Source organism: Cobetia sp. 3AK, from assembly GCF_029846335.1.
Classification (GTDB): Bacteria; Pseudomonadota; Gammaproteobacteria; order Pseudomonadales; family Halomonadaceae; genus Cobetia; species Cobetia marina.
The window spans coordinates 240,942-259,182 of sequence record NZ_JARWKR010000006.1 but is presented as its reverse complement, the minus strand read 5'-3'; the positions used below and the strand labels follow the sequence as shown (position 1 = coordinate 259,182).

At 64.9% G+C, this 18,241-nt stretch carries 18 protein-coding genes; 8 read left to right on the top strand and 10 right to left on the bottom strand.

Going from position 1 to position 18,241, the window contains the following annotated elements:
• Window positions 1-78: 78 nt before the first annotated feature.
• Window positions 79-1,302 carry a patatin-like phospholipase family protein gene (locus QD228_RS10895; RefSeq protein ID WP_279875568.1) on the top strand — a complete coding sequence of 408 codons (1,224 nt, stop codon included), beginning with the start codon at window positions 79-81 and terminating at the stop codon, window positions 1,300-1,302.
• A 10-nt stretch (window positions 1,303-1,312) separates the two neighbouring features.
• Here the strand turns inward: QD228_RS10895 and QD228_RS10890 are convergent, their stop codons facing one another.
• The gene (locus QD228_RS10890) at window positions 1,313-2,101 is read right to left on the bottom strand and encodes a pseudouridine synthase (protein ID WP_279875566.1); all 789 of its coding nucleotides are present in this window, start codon (window positions 2,099-2,101) and stop codon (window positions 1,313-1,315) included.
• A 3-nt stretch (window positions 2,102-2,104) separates the two neighbouring features.
• The gene (locus QD228_RS10885) at window positions 2,105-4,039 is read right to left on the bottom strand and encodes an ATP-binding cassette domain-containing protein (protein ID WP_084209506.1); all 1,935 of its coding nucleotides are present in this window, start codon (window positions 4,037-4,039) and stop codon (window positions 2,105-2,107) included.
• Between the two features lie 106 nt (window positions 4,040-4,145).
• Here QD228_RS10885 and QD228_RS10880 point away from each other — a divergent pair, with 106 nt between their 5' ends.
• Both QD228_RS10880 and QD228_RS10875 read left to right on the top strand, forming a co-directional pair.
• Window positions 4,146-4,751 carry a TIGR02444 family protein gene (locus tag QD228_RS10880; RefSeq protein WP_279875565.1) on the top strand — a complete coding sequence of 202 codons (606 nt, stop codon included), beginning with the start codon at window positions 4,146-4,148 and terminating at the stop codon, window positions 4,749-4,751.
• Window positions 4,752-4,884: 133 nt separating this feature from the next.
• The gene (locus QD228_RS10875) at window positions 4,885-5,592 is read left to right on the top strand and encodes an FKBP-type peptidyl-prolyl cis-trans isomerase (RefSeq protein ID WP_077379579.1); all 708 of its coding nucleotides are present in this window, start codon (window positions 4,885-4,887) and stop codon (window positions 5,590-5,592) included.
• Between the two features lie 424 nt (window positions 5,593-6,016).
• Here QD228_RS10875 and QD228_RS10870 read toward each other — a convergent pair whose 3' ends face one another.
• Window positions 6,017-6,676, bottom strand: coding sequence for an SCO family protein (locus QD228_RS10870; protein ID WP_176493802.1), 660 nt, complete (start codon window positions 6,674-6,676; stop codon window positions 6,017-6,019).
• Window positions 6,677-6,734: 58 nt separating this feature from the next.
• On the bottom strand, window positions 6,735-7,328 hold the full coding sequence (locus QD228_RS10865) for a hypothetical protein (protein ID WP_077379583.1): 594 nt from the start codon (window positions 7,326-7,328) through the stop codon (window positions 6,735-6,737).
• A gap of 228 nt (window positions 7,329-7,556) precedes the next feature.
• Between QD228_RS10865 and QD228_RS10860 the strand changes: the two genes are divergently transcribed.
• Window positions 7,557-8,486, top strand: a complete 930-nt coding sequence (locus QD228_RS10860) for an AEC family transporter (RefSeq protein WP_077379585.1) — start codon at window positions 7,557-7,559, stop codon at window positions 8,484-8,486.
• 240 nt (window positions 8,487-8,726) lie between these two features.
• Here QD228_RS10860 and QD228_RS10855 read toward each other — a convergent pair whose 3' ends face one another.
• The 4 genes from QD228_RS10855 to thiS form a co-directional block, all read right to left on the bottom strand.
• Complete coding sequence (locus QD228_RS10855; protein WP_255303207.1) at window positions 8,727-9,635, bottom strand: putative RNA methyltransferase; 909 nt, start codon at window positions 9,633-9,635, stop codon at window positions 8,727-8,729.
• A 128-nt stretch (window positions 9,636-9,763) separates the two neighbouring features.
• A complete protein-coding gene (gene trmB / locus QD228_RS10850) occupies window positions 9,764-10,588 on the bottom strand; it encodes a tRNA (guanosine(46)-N7)-methyltransferase TrmB (protein WP_077379587.1) in 825 nt (274 codons plus the stop codon).
• Between the two features lie 61 nt (window positions 10,589-10,649).
• Window positions 10,650-11,483 (bottom strand): thiazole synthase, encoded by an 834-nt coding sequence (locus QD228_RS10845; protein WP_077379589.1) that lies wholly within the window; start codon window positions 11,481-11,483, stop codon window positions 10,650-10,652.
• A 67-nt stretch (window positions 11,484-11,550) separates the two neighbouring features.
• Window positions 11,551-11,751: a sulfur carrier protein ThiS gene (thiS, locus tag QD228_RS10840; protein ID WP_077379591.1), complete on the bottom strand. Its 201-nt coding sequence runs from the start codon at window positions 11,749-11,751 to the stop codon at window positions 11,551-11,553.
• Between the two features lie 115 nt (window positions 11,752-11,866).
• Between thiS and QD228_RS10835 the strand changes: the two genes are divergently transcribed.
• Window positions 11,867-12,286 (top strand): DUF423 domain-containing protein, encoded by a 420-nt coding sequence (locus QD228_RS10835; protein WP_077379593.1) that lies wholly within the window; start codon window positions 11,867-11,869, stop codon window positions 12,284-12,286.
• A gap of 27 nt (window positions 12,287-12,313) precedes the next feature.
• On the opposite strand, the gene QD228_RS10830 is transcribed toward QD228_RS10835, so the two are convergent.
• The gene (locus QD228_RS10830) at window positions 12,314-12,730 is read right to left on the bottom strand and encodes a PaaI family thioesterase (RefSeq protein WP_077379595.1); all 417 of its coding nucleotides are present in this window, start codon (window positions 12,728-12,730) and stop codon (window positions 12,314-12,316) included.
• 279 nt (window positions 12,731-13,009) lie between these two features.
• The gene (locus QD228_RS10825) at window positions 13,010-15,190 is read right to left on the bottom strand and encodes a malate synthase G (protein ID WP_279855776.1); all 2,181 of its coding nucleotides are present in this window, start codon (window positions 15,188-15,190) and stop codon (window positions 13,010-13,012) included.
• Between the two features lie 282 nt (window positions 15,191-15,472).
• Between QD228_RS10825 and QD228_RS10820 the strand changes: the two genes are divergently transcribed.
• From QD228_RS10820 to QD228_RS10810, 3 genes are all read left to right on the top strand, one after another.
• A complete protein-coding gene (locus tag QD228_RS10820) occupies window positions 15,473-16,483 on the top strand; it encodes an alpha/beta hydrolase (RefSeq protein ID WP_084209512.1) in 1,011 nt (336 codons plus the stop codon).
• Window positions 16,471-17,001, top strand: a complete 531-nt coding sequence (locus tag QD228_RS10815; protein WP_176503535.1) for a hypothetical protein — start codon at window positions 16,471-16,473, stop codon at window positions 16,999-17,001. The genes QD228_RS10820 and QD228_RS10815 overlap by 13 nt, the downstream gene beginning before the upstream one ends.
• A gap of 88 nt (window positions 17,002-17,089) precedes the next feature.
• Entirely contained in the window at window positions 17,090-18,241 is a 1,152-nt protein-coding gene (locus QD228_RS10810) for a histidinol-phosphate transaminase (protein ID WP_279875562.1), read from the top strand.

Genomic DNA, 18,241 nt, shown 5'->3' with positions numbered 1-18,241 from the left:
CAAGCCGATCACCTGCCAATCAGGTAGCCGAGGCCGTGCAGGCCATCAGCGTGGCGCTACCGGAAAGGAGAAGGTTTCATGCGTGATACATCCTGCGACTTCTGCGCTGACGCGCTCAATATTCTGGTCCTGCAAGGCGGCGGTGCCCTTGGCGCCTACCAGATCGGCGTGTTCGAGGCACTGGCAGAGGCCGGCATCCAGCCCAATTGGGTCGTCGGGACCTCGGTCGGTGCCATCAATGGCGCACTGATCGCGGGCAATCCGGATGGCGAGCGCCTCAAGGCCCTCGAAGCGTTCTGGTATGGCATCGCGCAACCGGCCAACAGCCTCGGGCCGGCCTTCCACCCCTGGGAGCGCAGCGTCGCGCGCTCCTCCGCCATGCTGTGGGGTATCCCGGGCTTCTTCCGTCCGCGCCCCCTGTGGACAGTTCCCATCTGGCAGAGCTTCTTCGGCGAACCGCCCAGTCTCTACGACACCGAACCGCTGGGAGACACCCTCAATCGCCTGGTGGACTTCGAGCGCCTCGACGCCCGTCACCCGGAGAACGTGCGGCTATCGGTCGGGGCGGTCAATATCGGCAGCGGCGCATTGCGTTACTTCGATTCGTCACAAGAGGCGCTGGATCACCGCCACATACTGGCCAGTGGTGCCCTGCCGCCGGCATTCCCGCCGGTGTGGATCGACGGTCAGGCTTACTGGGATGGCGGCCTTTACTCCAACACGCCGATCAGCTGGGTGCTGTCGGAGCGCGCGCACAGCGAGACGATCGTCAACTGCTACGTCATCGACCTGTGGAGCGCCTACGGGAAGGTGCCGGAAACCTTGCAGGAAGCCCAGCTACGCGAAAAGGACATCCAGTACTCCAGCCGCGCCGGTGAGCATCTGCATCTGATGGAAGAGAATCAGGCACTGCGCATGGGCCTGGAGCACCTGGCCGACCTGCTGCCGGAAGACCTGCGTCAGTCTCAGGAAATACACGACATCCTGGCCATGACCCAGCAACCGTCCATCAATGTCGTGCGTCTGCTGGCGGCGGCCCGCCCCGACGAGACCTCACTCAAGGATATCGATTTCTCGCGTGCGACCATCGATTCACGTCGTCGCAGCGGCTATGGGGACATGCATGAGGTGCTGAACCGCTGCGAGCAGTTCGATCCCCTGCCGCGCAACATCGGGGTCATCGTCCGCAACTTCACCCGCAACTCGCGGGGTGAGCTGATCAGCCTGCCAGCCCCGGATGTCCCCCCGACGGAGAGCGAAGAGGAGGATGAGGGTCTGCCGAGCCAGGCCAGCGGCCGCTGAGGCAGCGGCCTCACTCATGTGCCAGCGCCGCGCCGAGCCGCAGGCACTCGTCACGCGTCAGCTCCCGCCAGTCCCCCACCGCGAGTCCGGCGACACTCAGCCCCGCCACCGACTCACGGTGCAGCCACACCACGCGATTGCCCAGAGTGCGCCACAGTCGCTTGACGTGATGGTGGCGCCCTTCATGCAACGTCAGGCGCGCCTCGTCCGCGGCCAGAAACTCGAGCCGCGCGGGCAGCGTCGGCCGAGCGTCATTGGCGAGCAGGACGCCCTGCGCCACCCGCGAGATCGCCTCGGCCTGCGCCGCCTCCGACAACGGTTGCTCCAGCCCCATGCGGTAGCGCTTGGCGGGCCCATCCAGTCCGGCATCGCTGATGCGTGACGAGACATCACCGTCATTGGTCAGCAGCAAGGCGCCGGTTGTGGCACGATCCAGTCGTCCGACGTGATGGATTTCCTCGAGCCAGCCGTCATCCTCTCCACGTGATTCAAGCGAATCACGCAGCACATCGATGACGGTGGGATGTTCCGGGTCATGACAGGCCGTCACGACCCCGGCAGGCTTGTTGAGCAGCACATGGCGTGGACGACGTGGCGCCTGCAGGCGTATCTCGCCTGGCGTCGCGTCATTGTCCGCCAGCGTATCGGCTGTCAGCGCGATGGCATCAAAGGGACCGACCTCGTGCAGCGGATCGCGGGCCGTCTGGCCATTGATCCGCACACGCCCCGCCGCCAGCGCACGCAACGCCAGGCGGCGATTGAGCTGCGGCTGGCGCGTCAGCCAGCGATCCAGCCGCATGCTTCAGTCCGCCGCCTTGAGCTGGGCTTCCATCTCTTCCAGCGCTTCCTGGGCCTCGAACCATTCGGCTTCGGCGTCCTCGAGACGTCCCTTGATCTCGCCCTGACTGGCCAGCAGCCGGGTCAGTTCGCTCTTGCGGTCCGCCTCATAGAGCGTGGCATCGCCCAGCGCTTCCTCGACCTTGTCCAGCTCCCCCTGCGCCTTGCTCATCTTCTGCTCGGCCTTGTCGCTGAGCTTCTTGAGCGGGCGCAGCTTCTCGCGCAGCTCGGCGGCCTGACGACGCGCTTCCTTGCGGTCCGGCGTGCGCGTGCCCTCGCTGCCAGCCTCGGCATCCTTCTGGGCGCGCGCCTCACGCCGCTCGCCCTCGACCCGCGCCTTGAGCCAGGCACGATAGTCGTCGAGATCGCCATCGAAGGGCGTCACGCGGCCATCGGCGATGCACCAGAATTCATCCACGCAGGCGCGCAGCAGGTGGCGGTCGTGGGAGACCAGAATCACGGTGCCTTCGAAGGTCGCCAGCGCATCGGTGAGCGCCTCGCGCATGTCGAGATCCAGGTGGTTGGTCGGCTCATCCAGCAGCAGCAGATTGGGCTTCTGCCACGCGATCAGCGACAGCGCCAGGCGTGCCTTCTCGCCACCGGAGAACGATTCCACCGAAGCGTACACTTCATCCCCATGGAAGCCGAAGCTGCCGAGGAAGGTGCGGATCTCCAGATCCCCGGCCCCCGGCGAGAGACGCAGCACATGATTGAAGGGAGTCGAGGTCAGGTCGAGCCCATCGACCTGGTGCTGGGCGAAGTAGCCGATGGCCAGATGCTCGCCGGCGGTGCGCTGGCCTTCGACCAGAGCCAGTTCACCGGTGAGCGCCTTGATCAGGGTCGACTTGCCCGCGCCGTTGGGGCCGAGCAGGCCGATGCGCTGGCCCGGCAGCAGCGAGAAGCGCACCCCGGACAGCTGTGGCGGCTGACCGGGATAGCCGATCACCGCCCGGTCCAGTCCCAGCAGCGGATGGGAGATCTTGTCGGAGCAGGGAATCGTGAAGTGGAACGGCGAATCGGCCTTCACCGCCGCCGTCTCCTCCATGCGCTCCAGCATCTTCAGGCGACTCTGGGCCTGGCGTGCCTTGGTGGCCTTGGCCTTGAAGCGACGCACGAAGTCCTCGATCTCGGCGCGACGCGCCATGGTCTTCTCGTGCTCGGCCTGCTCACGCACCAGGCGCTCGGAACGCGTTCGCTCGAAGCGGCTGTAGTTGCCCTTGTAGACCACCAGCTTGCGACGATCGAAGTGGATGATGTGATCACACACCGCATCGAGGAAGTCACGGTCATGGGAGATCAGCAGCAGCGCACCGGGGTAGCGTGCCAGCCATTGTTCCAGCCACAGCAGCGCATCGAGATCCAGGTGGTTGGTCGGCTCATCCAGCAGCAGCAGGTCAGACGGCGTGAAGAGGGTGCGCGCCAGATTGGCCCGCATCCGCCAGCCCCCCGAGAAGGCCGCCAGCGGCTGACTGAGCTGGGCCTGGCGGAAACCGAGCCCGACCAGCAGCTGCTCGGCACGCGCACGCGCGGTGTAGCCATCGAGGGTGTCGAAGTGAGCGTGCAGCTCGGCCTGACGCTGATGCTCGCCGCTTTCTTCGGCGGCGGCCAGAGCCCGCTCCGTCTCGCGCAGCGCATGATCCCCGTCCATGACGTAGTCAACGATCGGACGCTCCAGCGCATCGATTTCCTGTGCCATGTGCGCGACCCGCACGCCACCGGCCAGCGAGACGCTGCCGCTGTCGGGGATCAGCTCACCGAGAATCAGCCCGAACAGGCTGGACTTGCCGGCTCCGTTGGGGCCGACGATGCCCGCCTTGTGACCGGCATGCAACGTCAGGTCCGCTTCGTCGATCAGCGGGGCTCCGCCGCGTTGCAGGGCGAGCTGGCGCAGTGCAATCATGACAACCTCGATCAGAAAATCCGGGGGCGTCGGCTCCCGCGCGCAGCATGCATGACCGCCGTGAACCACAGGCATGACCGCCATGAACCACAGGAAAGCCGACTTGATGGGCGCACATTCTACCGGATTGTGGGACTACGCGCTGTCCCTCTACGCACAGCCTGCTCCTCAGGGCCTGCCCTACGACCAGGAAGATGGCGCAGGGCCGACTGACGTGATGAGCGCCTGTCTGCTGTTGCAGGACGAGGCCGGTCTCGATGTCTGCGAGCTTCTATGGATTCACTGGCTGGCCGCACGCGGTGTGGCGCTGGGTGCCTCGCCGTGCCTGCTGCTCGGTGAGGTGCGTGACTGGCAACGCGGGATGACCGTGACACTGCGCGAGCGTCGCCGACAGCTCAAGCAGCACCTGACGGAGCCAACCGACACGCGAAGCGCGGCCACCACACGCCGGCTGGAAACGCTGTATCAGCAATTGAAGGCCTGTGAACTGTCGGCGGAGCAGGAAGCGCTGGCACGCCTGGAAGCCCTCAGCCCTCCGGCCCATGCTCCCACGCCACCGTTCATGTCATGTCATGACCCCCGACGCGCCTTCCTGCAGTCGCTGCGACAGCTTACCGGTCAGGCGTCGCTCGACGAGGGCGACGACAGCATCGCACGTGCCCTGCACCTGCTGGCCACGAGCCGCGCCGGGCGAAGCTCGTCTCAACCCTAATGGCAGATGCGGAACTTGTACGCGACTGTTAGAGTCCCAGTAGCACCGGAGCATCAGCATGGTCATGCCACGCTGCGTGCCGCATATGCGTTTCGGGCCCGTCTCAGGCCCATCCCATCCTGAAGGAGTTTTCATGAAACAGCTGGTTAGTGCCGTCGCGCTCGGCGCCCTCCTGGTTACCCCGTTCAGCTTTGCCGCCGACGACAGCCTCTCTGACGACCAGGCACAGCTCAGCTACGGCATCGGTGCGACACTGGGCAAGAGCCTGTCTCAGGACATCACTGATCTTGACCTGGATGCCTTCACGCAAGCCGTGCGTGACGTCTATGCCAAGGGCGACATGAAGATGAGCGATCAGGAAATTGCCGATGCGCTCTCGAAGTTCCAGCAGAAGAAGATGGAAGAGCAGCAGCAGATGGCCGAACAGCAGGCGGCCGACAACAAGGCGGCCGGTGACAAGTTCCTCGCCGAGAACGCCAAGCAGGATGGCGTGAAGACCCTGGATTCCGGCCTGCAGTACAAGGTGCTGAAATCCGGTGACGGCGAGAGCCCGGACGCGGAAGACACCGTCAAGGTGAACTATGAAGGCAAGCTGCTGGACGGCACCGTCTTCGACAGCTCCTACCAGCGTGGCGAGCCGGTCAGCTTCAAGGTCAACCAGGTCATCAAGGGCTGGCAGGAAGCGCTGCAGGAAATGAGCGTCGGGGATACCTGGATGCTCTACATCCCGGCCGACCTCGCCTACGGCAAGGCTGGCACTGGCGGCCCGATCGGCCCGAACGAGACGCTGACCTTCAAGGTCGAGCTGCTCGACGTGACCAAGGCAGATGCCGCGAAGTAATCCCTGACGCGCGAATGCGCGCCGTCAGCCAGAAAAAAGCCGCCCTCAGGGGCGGCTTTTTCATTGTACAGGAGGCATCCCGCGACGGGTCAGGCAGCGTGAAACGGGCCTCCAGGTGAGCGATCTGCCTGTGGATAATTCTGTGGGAAAGCTATTGACCACAGGTTGACAACCGGCCGTGATACATGGCAACTCAGCGGCCGTCAGGGGTGGCGGCAAAGTGAACACTGACTCCCGAAATCGGCAATGTACGCCTTAACTTGTTGATTTTGTTGAAATACAAAAGTCTACCTTCAAAAACAGCAGGTTGCTGAAAGATGGCGGAATGATTATCCACAATTCTCGTCACAGGCTCTTGCCAACTTGTGGACAATGTGTATTTCCCTCGTGTCCGAGACGCACATGACAGCACGACAAGGAGACGTCAGGGAGCGGTCTCGCTCAGCACGCGAGTCAGGCCGGCCCGAATGCCGGCCGCGCCTGGCGTGAAGGGAATGCGATCGTAGATGCGCCCCTGCGCGGAGACGAGATACAGCGCCGCACCATGATCCACGGTATAGCCCAGCGCGGAATCCGGGGCATCGACACGCCGATGACTGACCCCGTAGCGACGCGCGATCTCGGCCAGTTCGGTATCGCTGCCCGTGACCCCGATGAAACGCGGACCAAAGTGCCCGGCATAGGTGGCAAGACGTGCTGGCGTATCACGCTCAGGGTCCAGAGAGACAAGCACCGGTACCACGCGAGCGGCCGCCGACGCCGGCAACTCGGTCAGCACCTGGCGCAGGGCCGCCAGCGTCATCGGGCAGACATCCGGACATTGGGTATAGCCGAAATAGAGTGCCACCACCGGCGTGGCATCCGGTGGTGCGGCCTCCCCCATGCTGACCTCGGCGAGCCGGAAGTCGCCCCGTGCCGATGTCAACTGGATGGGCCCGCCAAGGCTCGCCCACGCCTGCATGCCGGACACCGGCGCCGACGGTCGGTGAAGGGCCTGCCATGTCACCCCCGCGCCCACCAGTGCCACGACACCCACCACGCCCAGCATCAGCCAGCGCAGGGTCTGCCTGTTCTCCTCCTGCATGCCTGGACTCCTTGTCAGTGGTGGCCTGCCGGTCAGACGCCTCACGCCTCGCCGCGCGCTAGCTGTCTCGCCGGACGCTTCTTTCGTCAGGGGAGAACAGCTGGTTGACCGAGCTTTCGAGCTGCTCCGCCGTGGAGGCAGGCGGATGGCTGTCAAAGTCGAACCAGCTGCCCAGGCGGCCACGTTCAGTGGTCACGATCACCTGTGCTCGCCATGCCATGGTGGCACTGCTGCAGAAACCGAGCTGTCCTTCCCCCGACCAGTGCTGACGTGCCTGCGTCGGCGCATCCCGGGTGGTCAGCAGACTGCGCTTGACCCCCATGTCCATGTGGCGACCGATGAAATCGACCTCCACGCCCTCGGGTGCCACATCTTCCGTGATCACCCGGATACCCAGCGGCGTCAGCGGGCTGATGTCACCATCGAGTGCGAGCGTGATACGCCCGAAGCGCCCCAGCTCGGCACTGCAGGGCGCATGGCTGAGTTCGCAGGACTGGTTGGGGGCGAACCAGGTGACCTTGCCGTTGCTGCCGTCACGTACAAGGTAGTAGTCGATCAGGTAATAGAGCGATACGACGATGGTGAGCAGCGTCACCATGATCAGCAGGTTGAGCAAGGGCGGGCGGGCATTTTCTTCTTCGGCGCGATACATGGCGGTTCCGATGACAATCCGGCAGCACGCCGGAACAGGAGGAGACAGTCGCGTGGCAAACAGGCCGACAGGCTAAGACACATGAATGAATGCGCAGGTGAGCCACTCATGACAAGCTTATCAGGCCCCCCGGCGGGCGCAGCCGCCGAGACATCGTGTCACGTCGAGGCACGAGACGTTCTTGGCCACGACGCCCCATCCGCACCGTGAGCACGTCCAGGAGACAGAATGGCAAGTGTACAACAGGCGCTCGGTCCTCTCTTCCTGCTCATCGTCGCGGGCGCCTTGCTGGGCTGGAAGCGCTTCCCGGGCGAGGGGTTCTGGAGCGAGCTGGAACGCCTCATCTATTACGTGCTGTTCCCTGCCATGCTGATGTCCACCCTGGCGCGCGCTGACATGGCCAGCGTCCCGGTCATCCCTCTGGCCTGCGTGATGCTGGGCTCGATGCTGCTGTTCGCTGCCGCGCTGTGGCTGGGGTGGCGTCATGCCCCCGACTGGCTGAGCCGCCAGCTGGGCGATGCCGCGTCCTTCACCTCACTCTTCCAGGGCAGCATCCGCTTCAACAGCTACGTCGGCGTGGCCGGCGCGGCAGCGCTGCATGGCAGTGCCGGTGCGACCGTCGCGGCGGTGGCGCTGGCCCTGATGGTGCCAGCGGCCAACCTCCTGTGCGTATTGGCGTTCATCGGTGCCGGCACTCTGGGTGACGGCGGACTGCTGCGCTCACTCAAGGCGCTGACCCGCAACCCTCTGGTGCTGGCCTGTCTGGCGGGAACGGCGCTCAATCTCAGCGGCATCGGCCTGCCGGGCTGGAGCGGCGATGCGCTGACATTGCTGGGGCGCGCGGCGTTGCCACTGGGGTTGGTGGCGGTAGGCGTGGCGCTGCGACCACGAGTACTGATGAACAGTGGCAGCGTGGCATGGCTGGCGAGTCTGCTGAAGCTGCTGGCGATGCCGGCATTGGTGGTGGGGCTGTGCGCCGGCGTTGGCCTGACTGGCGTGGCACGCGATGTCGCCATCCTGTTTGCCGCGCTGCCCACTGCTACGTCAGCCTACATTCTGGCGCGCCAGCTGGGTGGCAATGCCGAACTGATGGCGGCGCTGATCACCGCGCAGACGCTGCTGGCGATGCTGACCCTGCCCCTGTGGCTGGCGACCTGACGGAGGCTCCGTCGCGGCTCGCGACCTGAGGGCTCTCGGCATGAACCGCACACAAGAAAAAGGGCATCCCAGATGAGGATGCCCAAGACCGTGACTAGCTTGATGAGGAGAAACTCCGCAGCGGGGGCCTGACTCCGCCGCCGCGGATGGGCTTGCGCCCTGCGATGTCTGCCCGGACACCGCACAGACAAGATAATCATTCTCATTTGCTTTTGCAAGCCAAATGCGAAGAATTTCTATTTACGCCGCGCCTTGTGCCTCCTCTCGCGTGAACACCCTCAGTTCCGCGTGCAGCTCGACCGCCAAGGCCGTCATGGCTTCGGCTCGTGCCAGACCATCACGCTCGGCACGATACAGATGCGGGGTCATGGTCAGCAGATCCCGGATCTGCTCATTGCTGGTCAATGAAAGCCCTGCATGCAGATGCTCGACCTCCCCCTCCACCACGAAACCTGCGGCTTCGGCGGCCATCACCCCGGCCTCGCCACGCGCGGGCTTCAGCTCCCGGTAGAGAATTCTGCGCAACGCCAGCAGGTGCTCGGCTCCCGCCTCCAGCAGCACCACATGGCCCCCGGGTTTGAGCACACGCGCGAACTCCTGCCAGACGGGGAAGCCGAAGGCGCAGATCACCACATCCACACAGGCGTCTTCCAACGGCAGTGCCGCGTTGGTGCCCACCAGCCAGGCGGCATCGCGTGACTGCTTCGCTGCCGCCAGCACCGCGTGCTTGGAGATATCCAGTCCCGCCGCCGTCAGCGAGAGCTGCTGCTCATCGGCAGCGCCTGCCAGCTGACGCAGATAGAAGCCTTCCCCACAGCCGGCATCCAGCACGGCCAGCGCACTTGCCTGCCCTGCCAGCGCCAGCACTCGTCGTGCCAGCGCCGAGGCGAGAGGCTGATAGCCACCGAGGGCGAACAGCCGCTGGCGAGCGCTGACCATCGCCTTGCTGTCACCGGGGTCCAGACTGCGCTTGCGCTGCACCGGCAGCAGATTGACGTGCCCCTGACGCGCGATATCGAAGCGATGACCATCGGCGCAGCACCAGCTCTGGCCATCTCGCATCAGCCGCTGGGCATCCAGTGGGCAGGTCAGGGTCGTCAGTGGCGTCATGGTCGGCCGGTCAGCCGGCTCAGGGGTGGGCGTCGTCATGGTCATCAGCTCTCGGGACGAGGTGGGAAGAGAAAGGCAAAAGCGGCGGGTCTCAGACGCAAGCGGCCACCCGAAGGCGGCCGCGATGCAGCATCGTGATGATGCCGCCACTGCGCACGAGGCGCGAATCAGTCCTGCTTGACGAAGATCAGATCCCACACGCCGTGACCGAGGCGCTCACCGCGCTGCTCGAACTTGGTCAGCGGACGGAAATCCGGACGCGGCACATAGGGGGCGCTCTCGGCCGGAGCCGTGTTGACGAAGCCCGGTGCCTCGGCCATCTCTTCGGCCATGGCCTCGGCGTAGTTCTCCCAGTCGGTGGCCATGTGGAAGTGACCGCCCGGCTTGAGCACACGACGCACCAGCTCGACGAAGGCCGGCTGCACGATGCGACGCTTGTGGTGTTTCTTCTTCGGCCACGGGTCCGGGAAGAACAGCTGGAAGGTGTCGGCACACCCTGCCGGCACGCAGTCAGCCAGCACTTCCAATGCATCGTGACGATAGACGCGCAGATTGGTCAGACCCAGCTTGTCGACATCATCCAGCAGCTTGCCGACACCCGGGGCATGCACCTCGATCCCGATGAAGTCGGTGCCCGGATTGGCCTGAGCCTGCTCGCACAGCGACTTGCCCATGCCGAAGCCGACCTCGATCACCAGCGGCGCACGGCGACCGAACAGCGCCTCGAGGTCCAGCTCGCCCTGCTCGTGACGCAGACCAAGGCGCGGGAAGACCTCTTCGAGCCCGCGGGTCTGGGCCTGTGTCATGCGCCCACCGCGGATCACGTAGCTCTTGATGCCACGCTTGCGGGCGACGGCTTCATCCGCCACGGAAGGGGTCGCTTGCGCGCTTTCGTTCTGCACGCTCTCGTTCTGCACGCTCTCTTGCTGCGCATCGTCAGCAGGAGCAGAAGTGGACGTGTCGTCCTGCGGCTTGGAAGTCTCGTCAGTCATGGGGTCGTCTTGGTCTTTGCATGAGCGATGCGCGAGCATCGGATTCGAATGATTCAGGAGGTCAGCCGGTGATCAGGCCGGCCCCCGGCGAGGAAGCGCGCGCCGTCAGGCGAGTCGGCATGCGTCCCGCCAGGAAGGCACCACGGCCGGAGATCACGGCCTGGCGCATGGCGTCCGCCATCAGCAGCGGTTGGCGAGCATGGGCGATGGCGCTGTTCATCAGCACGCCATCACAGCCGAGCTCCATCGCGAAGGCCGCCTCGGACGCCGTGCCCAGCCCGGCATCCACCAGCACCGGCACGTTGGCGCGCTCGATGATCAGCGACAGGGTATGCGGGTTGAGGATGCCGAGGCCGGAGCCGATCAGCGAGCCCAGCGGCATGATGGCGCAGCAGCCGATTTCCTCGAGCTGACGGGCGACGATGGGGTCGTCGGAGGTATACACCATCACGTCGAAGCCATCGGCCACCAGCTCCTCGGCGGCCTTGAGGGTCTCGACGATATTGGGATACAGCGTGTCCTGATCGCCCAGCACTTCCAGCTTGACCAGATTGTGGCCATCCAGCAGTTCACGCGCCAGCTTGCAGGTACGCACCGCGTCACGCGCGTTGTAGCAACCGGCGGTATTGGGCAGGAAGGTATAGCGACTGGGCGACAGCACGTCGAGCAGATTCGGCTCATCGGCATTCTGGCCCAGATTGGTGCGACGCACCGCGAAGGTGACCACTTCCGCGCCGGAGGTCTCGATGGCGGAACGGGTCTCATCCATGTCCTTGTACTTGCCGGTGCCGACCAGCAGGCGCGAGGAGAACTCGCGACCGGCGACGACCAGCGGACTGTCACCGGCGACCTGGGTGACGGGGGCGTTAAGCGTCTGGGCAGAACTGTCTGTCATGATGACCTCATCGAGCTGGACGTGAGCGAGCGTGAAGTGAAAGCTATCGACCCTGGCAGCGGGACGTTCAACCACCACCGATGGCGTGGACGATCTCGATGCGATCACCGGCCTGCAGAAGGGTGTCGGCGTGAGCGCTACGTGGCACGATGTCCTCGTTGCGCTCGACTGCCAGGCGGCGGCCCTGAAGTCCGAGACTCTCGACCAGAGCGGCGACTGTCATGGCATCCGCCACCACATGATCTTCACCGTTTAGCTGTATCTGCATGCTGTCCTCCCGCGAAAAGAGGCCGCCATTGTAGCGGCTTTACGTGGACAGGCGTAGGCACAACATCGTCGGTACGATATGCCCTCGCCACCTGCCCTCAAGGAATTTTCTCTCTATGCGTCACAACGACTCCCACTCCCGCCACTGGTGGCTGGCCATGGGCCTGGCCGGCATGTCCACCATCGCGCTGGGCGCCTTCGCCAGTCATGGCCTGCGCGGCACTCTGAGCGCGGACATGCTGCGCGTCTTCGAGACCGGCGTGCGCTATCAGATGTGGCACGTGCTGGCGGCGGTCGGCGTGCTGGCCTGGCGCTCGGTGCAGCCCCTGCGCGGGCAGATGCTGACGCTGGGGCTGTGGGCGGCCGGGATGCTGCTGTTTTCCGGTTCACTGTATGCGCTGGCCACCACGGCGCGCACCCAGCTGGGCATCATCACGCCCATCGGTGGCTTGCTGCTGATCGCAGGCTGGCTGAGCCTGGCCATCACCGGCTGGCGTCAGCGCGGCAGCGAGGAAAAGGATGCCAACAAGCTGTAGCGGGGCGATCACCCCCACCACCTGCCGCTAGTCATCGCGATCCGGCAAGGCATAGGTTGCGGTCACGAGAGCGACCGGGTCCGTGTCGCCATGGCTGAACAGTTCGATCTCGCCCACGGCGAGACGCCGCCCGAGCTTGCGGAGGCGTGCGGTGGCCATCAGATCCCGGTCACCGCGGGCACGGCGCAGGAAATGGATGTTGAGATCACTGGTCACGGCCATCGGCTCCGGGCCGATCTCCCCCAGGATCGCGACATACAGACAGACATCGGCCAACGCCATCATCGCCGGACCGGAGACGCTGCCTCCGGGACGCAGATGCTCGTCCTCGATGGCCAGTCCCATGGTGGCCCAGCCATCCCCCACGGCTTCTATGGTGCCCAGGCGCTGGGGGAAGACATCATCGAGAAAGTCCTCGATGGCAGCAGCGTGCATGACGGGCATGACGTTCTCCTCAACAGGATGACTACGACAGATTGGTGGCACCGACACGCACAGGCGTGGTGACCAGGGATCGCCACACCATCGCGTTTCAGGCGCTGCAGTGGCTGAGCGGGCGCTGATCGTACGGTTGCGCGCTACTGGGGGCAAGGCTAGCGTCAAATGCCGCCTCGGGAAATATGGCATCGCCAGAAAGCACGACGACGGCTCGAGAGCCGCCGTCGTGCATGTCCAAGATCCGCATCCGCAGTGCCACGCTCATGGCGCAGCGCTGACGCTGCCTCAGTGAGCCTGCTGCTTCTTCTCAAGGCGGCGGCGATGCAGTACCGGCTCGGTATAGCCACTCGGCTGCACTCGTCCCTGGAACACCAGCTCGCAGGCAGCCTGGAAGGCGATGGAGCCCTCGAGATCCGCCGTCATCGCCTGATAGCTGGGATCCGCAGCGTTCTGACGATCCACCACGCCCGCCATGCGCTCCAGCGTGTCCTGCACCTGGGCGTTGTCGACGATGCCATGATGCAGCCAGTTGGCGATGTGCTGACTGGAGATGCGCAGCGTGGCGCGGTCTTCCATCAGGCCGACATCGTGGATGTCCGGCACCTTGGAGCAACCGGTGCCGTGATCGATCCAGCGCACCACATAGCCGAGAATCCCCTGGGCGTTGTTGTCCAGCTCGGCCTGGATCTCCTCGGCACTCCACTGGGGATCAAGCTCCAGCGGAATGGTCAGCAGGTCATCGAGACTGGCGCGCGGGCGACTGAGCAGGTCATGTTGCACGTCCTTCACCGAGACCTGGTGATAATGCAGCGCATGCAGCACGGCCGCGGTCGGTGACGGGACCCAGGCGGTATTGGCACCGGCGCGGGGATGGCCGATCTTCTGCTCCAGCATCGCCGCCATCAGGTCCGGCATCGCCCACATGCCCTTGCCGATCTGGGCGCGCCCCCGCAGACCGCATTCCAGCCCGATATCCACGTTCCACTTCTCGTAGGCCTGAATCCAGGCCGCCCCCTTCATGTCGCCCTTGCGCAGCATCGGACCAGCTTCCATCGAGGTGTGCATCTCGTCACCGGTGCGATCCAGGAAGCCGGTATTGATGAAGGCCACACGGGAGCTGGCCGCGGCGATGCAGGCCTTGAGGTTGACGGTGGTACGACGCTCCTCGTCCATGATGCCCATCTTGAGCGTGGAGTCCGGCAGGCCCAGCAGCTGCTCGACACGCGAGAACAGCTCGTCAGCGAAGGCGACCTCGGACGGACCGTGCATCTTGGGCTTGACGATGTAGACGGAGCCGGTGCGCGAGTTGCAGATACCGCCACGGCTGTCCTTGTCACCCTTGAGATCGTGCAGCGCGATCAGACTGGTGAAGATGGCATCCATGATGCCTTCCGGCGCCTCGCTGCCATCTTCCAGCAGGATGGCCGGGTTGGTCATCAGATGGCCCACGTTGCGGATCAGCATCAACGAGCGACCATGCAGCACGCGGGTGGTGCCATCGGCGCCGGTGTATTCACGGTCCGCGTTCAGCCTGCGCGTCATCTGGCGACCCTTCTTCTCCAGCGTCTCGGTCAGATCGCCCTTCATCAGGCCCAGCCAGTTGCGATAGACGGCCACCTTGTCGTCGGCATCCACCGCGGCCACCGAGTCCTCGCAGTCCATGATGGTGGAGAGCGCAGCCTCCATGATCAGGTCACTGACGTTGGCGGGGTCGGTCTTGCCGATGGGGTGCTCGGCATCGATCACGAGCTCCGCGTGCAGCCCGTTGTGCGCGAAGATGATCGCGCTTGGCGCGCTTTCGTCGCCGCGATAGCCGAGGAAGCGTTCCGGCGACTTGAGGCTCAGGTCACGTCCGCCGACCCGCACCAGCAGGTGGCCGTCACGAATGGAGTACCCCTCGCTGTCATGGTGCGTACCGCCAGCCAGCGGCGCGATGGTATCCAGCACCTGACGTGCGTAGGCCACCACCTTGGCACCCCGCACCGGGTTGTAGTCCTTGCCGCGCTCGGCGCCATCGTCATCACTGATCGCGTCGGTGCCGTAGAGGGCGTCATAGAGTGAGCCCCAGCGCGCATTGGCGGCGTTCAGGGCGTAACGGGCATTCATCACCGGCACGACCAGCTGCGGTCCTGCCTGCTGGCAGATCTCGCTGTCCACGTTGGCGGTGGTGGCCTCGACACTGGCCGGCTCGTCTTCCAGGTAGCCGATCTCCTTCAGGAAGGCCTTGTAGGCGGGCAGTTCGACCTTGCCGGGATGCTCACGGTGCCACTGGTCGATGCTGGCCTGCAGCTGTTCGCGCGTTTCCAGCAGCTCGCGATTGCGTGGCGCCAGCTCGTGCAGCAACGCATCGACGCCGGACCAGAAGTCGGCCGAGGCGATACCGGAACCGGGCAACGCTTCCTCCTCGATGAAGCGGTGCAGTCCGGCATCAATGGCCAGACGTTCAAGTTGAATGCGATCGGTCATGCGTGTGCTCTCCCTGGAAACGAATATCAACTGACGAACCGTACGTGGAATGAATCATCTGCCGGGCGGTTGTGGATCACTTCACCATACCCGATGCCGTGGCTGGCGGAAGCGGGGCTTTGACCAATGAACAAGAGGCTGAAACCGGATTACCGTGTTCTGGAAATGGCATGACGAATGCTGGCAGTTCGCGACACGCAGCCCTTGCATGAAGAAACACTGTTTTTTCCTATGGCTCACGACAGCTCCAGCCGCTAGCATGGCAGCATTATGGAGATCACCATGCCCGACTTCAGCGCACTGCTCGATTATGGCCCTTTCATTCGTCTGCCTGAGTGTCTGCCCGGTCAGACGACCAGCCCGCTGGCCTGTTACCTGAGCCACTATGGCCTGGATGAACTGCGCAGCGCACATGTCACCGTACATGCCGGACACCTCGATGCTGGCGATTTTCGCCTGTGGGCACAGCTGTGGACTCCGCCGAGTCCGCGCGGCACCATCTTCGTGGTGCATGGATATTTCGATCACCTCGCGCTGTATCGGCACCTGCTGGCCCACCTGCTGAAACAGGGCTGGCAGGTCGCGCTGTGGGACCTGCCGGGGCATGGCCTGTCCTCCGGCGAGCCGGCTTCCATCGATGACTTCGGTGACTATGTCGGCTGCCTGCAGGCGTTTCAGGAGTATCTGGAAGTCCACGACCTGGCGCCGCACCCCTGGTTCGGGATCGGTCAGAGCACCGGCGGCTCCGTGCTGGCCACCGACGCCCTGATGCGTGGCAGTGACTCGCGCTGGCAGGGAATCGCGCTGCTCGCCCCGCTGGTTCGCCCCTGGGGGTGGCCGCAGTCCCGCTGGCTGCATAGCATGGCGCGCCCCTTCATCGACTCCATTCCGCGCAAGTACCGCGCGAATACCAATGACGCGGCGTTCTACGAGTTCCTGAGCACCAACGACCCGCTTCAGGCGGATCGACTCGCCGTGAAGTGGGTCTCGGCCATGCGCGCCTGGATTCCACGCCTGCAGGCCCTCCCGCCCTGCTCGCTACCCACCCTGATACTGCAGGGCGAACAGGACACCACGGTGGACTGGCAGTGGAATCTCGACGTGCTGGCCAGCAAGTTCCCCAACGCGCGGATTCATCGCCACCCCGAGGCGCAGCATCATCTGGTCAATGAGGCCGAGCCGATTCGCACGGCCTTGTTCGCCGAGCTGGATGCCTTCCTCGATGCGCTGTCGCCGCGCCCGGAACTTGAGGCCCCTGATGGCAGGGGAGGCGCCCCGGCATGTCACGAATGAGTCGCGGGCTGCGAACACTGGCGAGCCTGATGTTGATCACCGGTCTGACCGGCTGCATGGGACTGGATCAGGTGCCACGCGCGGAGCGCGACCCCATCTATGGCCTGGGCCAGAGTGCTGCCCGCCTGCTGGATGAGCAGAGCTGGACCCCGCCACTGGGCGAGCAGGTCCTGCTGCTGGCACCTCCTGAAGTGGATGCCAGTCTCGAGGTGCAGCCCGGCGCACTCAATGAAGCGCTGACACGTGCCCTGCTGGCGCTCAAGGATGGCCCGCAGGTGCTCAACTGGAGCAACGATCGCCCCGGCATCGACAGTCTGCAATGGCGCCTCGTGGCACGCCTGGATACCAGCGGTGGCCCCCTGAGGCTCTCCGACCGCACCCTGCAGCCCTACCAGCTGACACTGGAGCTGGTGCGCCGTCTCAGCGCGGAGCGCCAGCAGACCCGGACATTCACGCTCAGCGGCGCCTTCGATCAGGCTGCGCTTGACGCCCTTGCCAGTGCGCGACCTGCCTCCTGAGCGCCCACTGTCTCCTCGACTCACTCTCTGACGCCGCATGGCCACCTCCTGCCTCCCGGCGTCATCCGTTACCGCCTCTGGAGCCAAGATGACTACCGCCACTCCCCGCCGTTTCCTGGCCCACCTTTATCAGGAGGGACCGCACAACCCGTTCCCCGGCATCAAGGCGCTGGAACGCAGACTGGGACATGCGCTGCCGCATCAGTACGGCTCCAATGAAGGGCTCGACATGCCCCACGCGGTACTCGGCGGCGAGCTGGGCCATGCCCTGGCAGACCTGAGCCGCAGCTACGCGGACGCCGATGCCTGGCAACTGCGCCATCAACTGGCCGAGCGCCTGGGCGTCGCCTACGAGACGCTGCTGGTCGACGCCGGCGCCGACAGCCTGCTGGCGCTGGTGATGCGCGCCACCATCTGTGCGGGAGAGCGCGTGATCACCAGTGCCGGCACCTACCCCACACTGGCGTACTTTGCGCGCGGTCTCGGTGCTGAGGTCGTTGAAGTGCCATATACCGAAGCCCATGCCTCTGACGATGCCCCCCACTCTGCCCAGCTGGCACCGGATCTCGCCGCACTCGCCGCGGCGGCAAGACAGCATGCGGCCCGTGTCGTCTATCTCGCCAACCCGGACAACCCCAGCGGGCACCTGCACTCGGATGAGGATGTCCGAGCACTGCGTGATGCGCTCCCAGCGGACTGCAGCCTGCTGCTGGACGAGGCCTATCACGACTTCCGCCCCGATGCGGCGCAGGCCGACAATGCCCCGATGGCTCGTACCTTCCGGCTGCGCACCTTCTCCAAGGCTTATGGACTGGCGGGCCTGCGTCTCGGCTTCATGATCGCCGAGCGTGAGGATCTCGCCCTTCTGACCAAGGTTCGGATCCACTATGCCGTCAGCGCGCCGGCACTGGCAGCCGGCGAGCTGCTGCTGGAGCATCCCGAAGAAGCCGCGACTCACGTCGCCGCGGTCATCCAGTGTCGTGATCAGCTTGCCGAGCACCTGCGCTCGCTGGGGGCTGACGTCCTCCCCAGTGCCACCAACTTCCTCTGCGTGCGCCTCAAGAGCGCCGAGCGGGCCGCTCAGGTTCAGCAGCAACTGATGGCGCAGGGCGTGCTGATCACCCGCTCCCCTCACCCGGCGCTCGGCCATATCCTGCGCATCTCGACCCTGGAGGACAGCCTGGTACCGGGTCGACTGGCGCGCCTCGAGCAGGCCATCGTCGAAGAGAATCGCGCATGA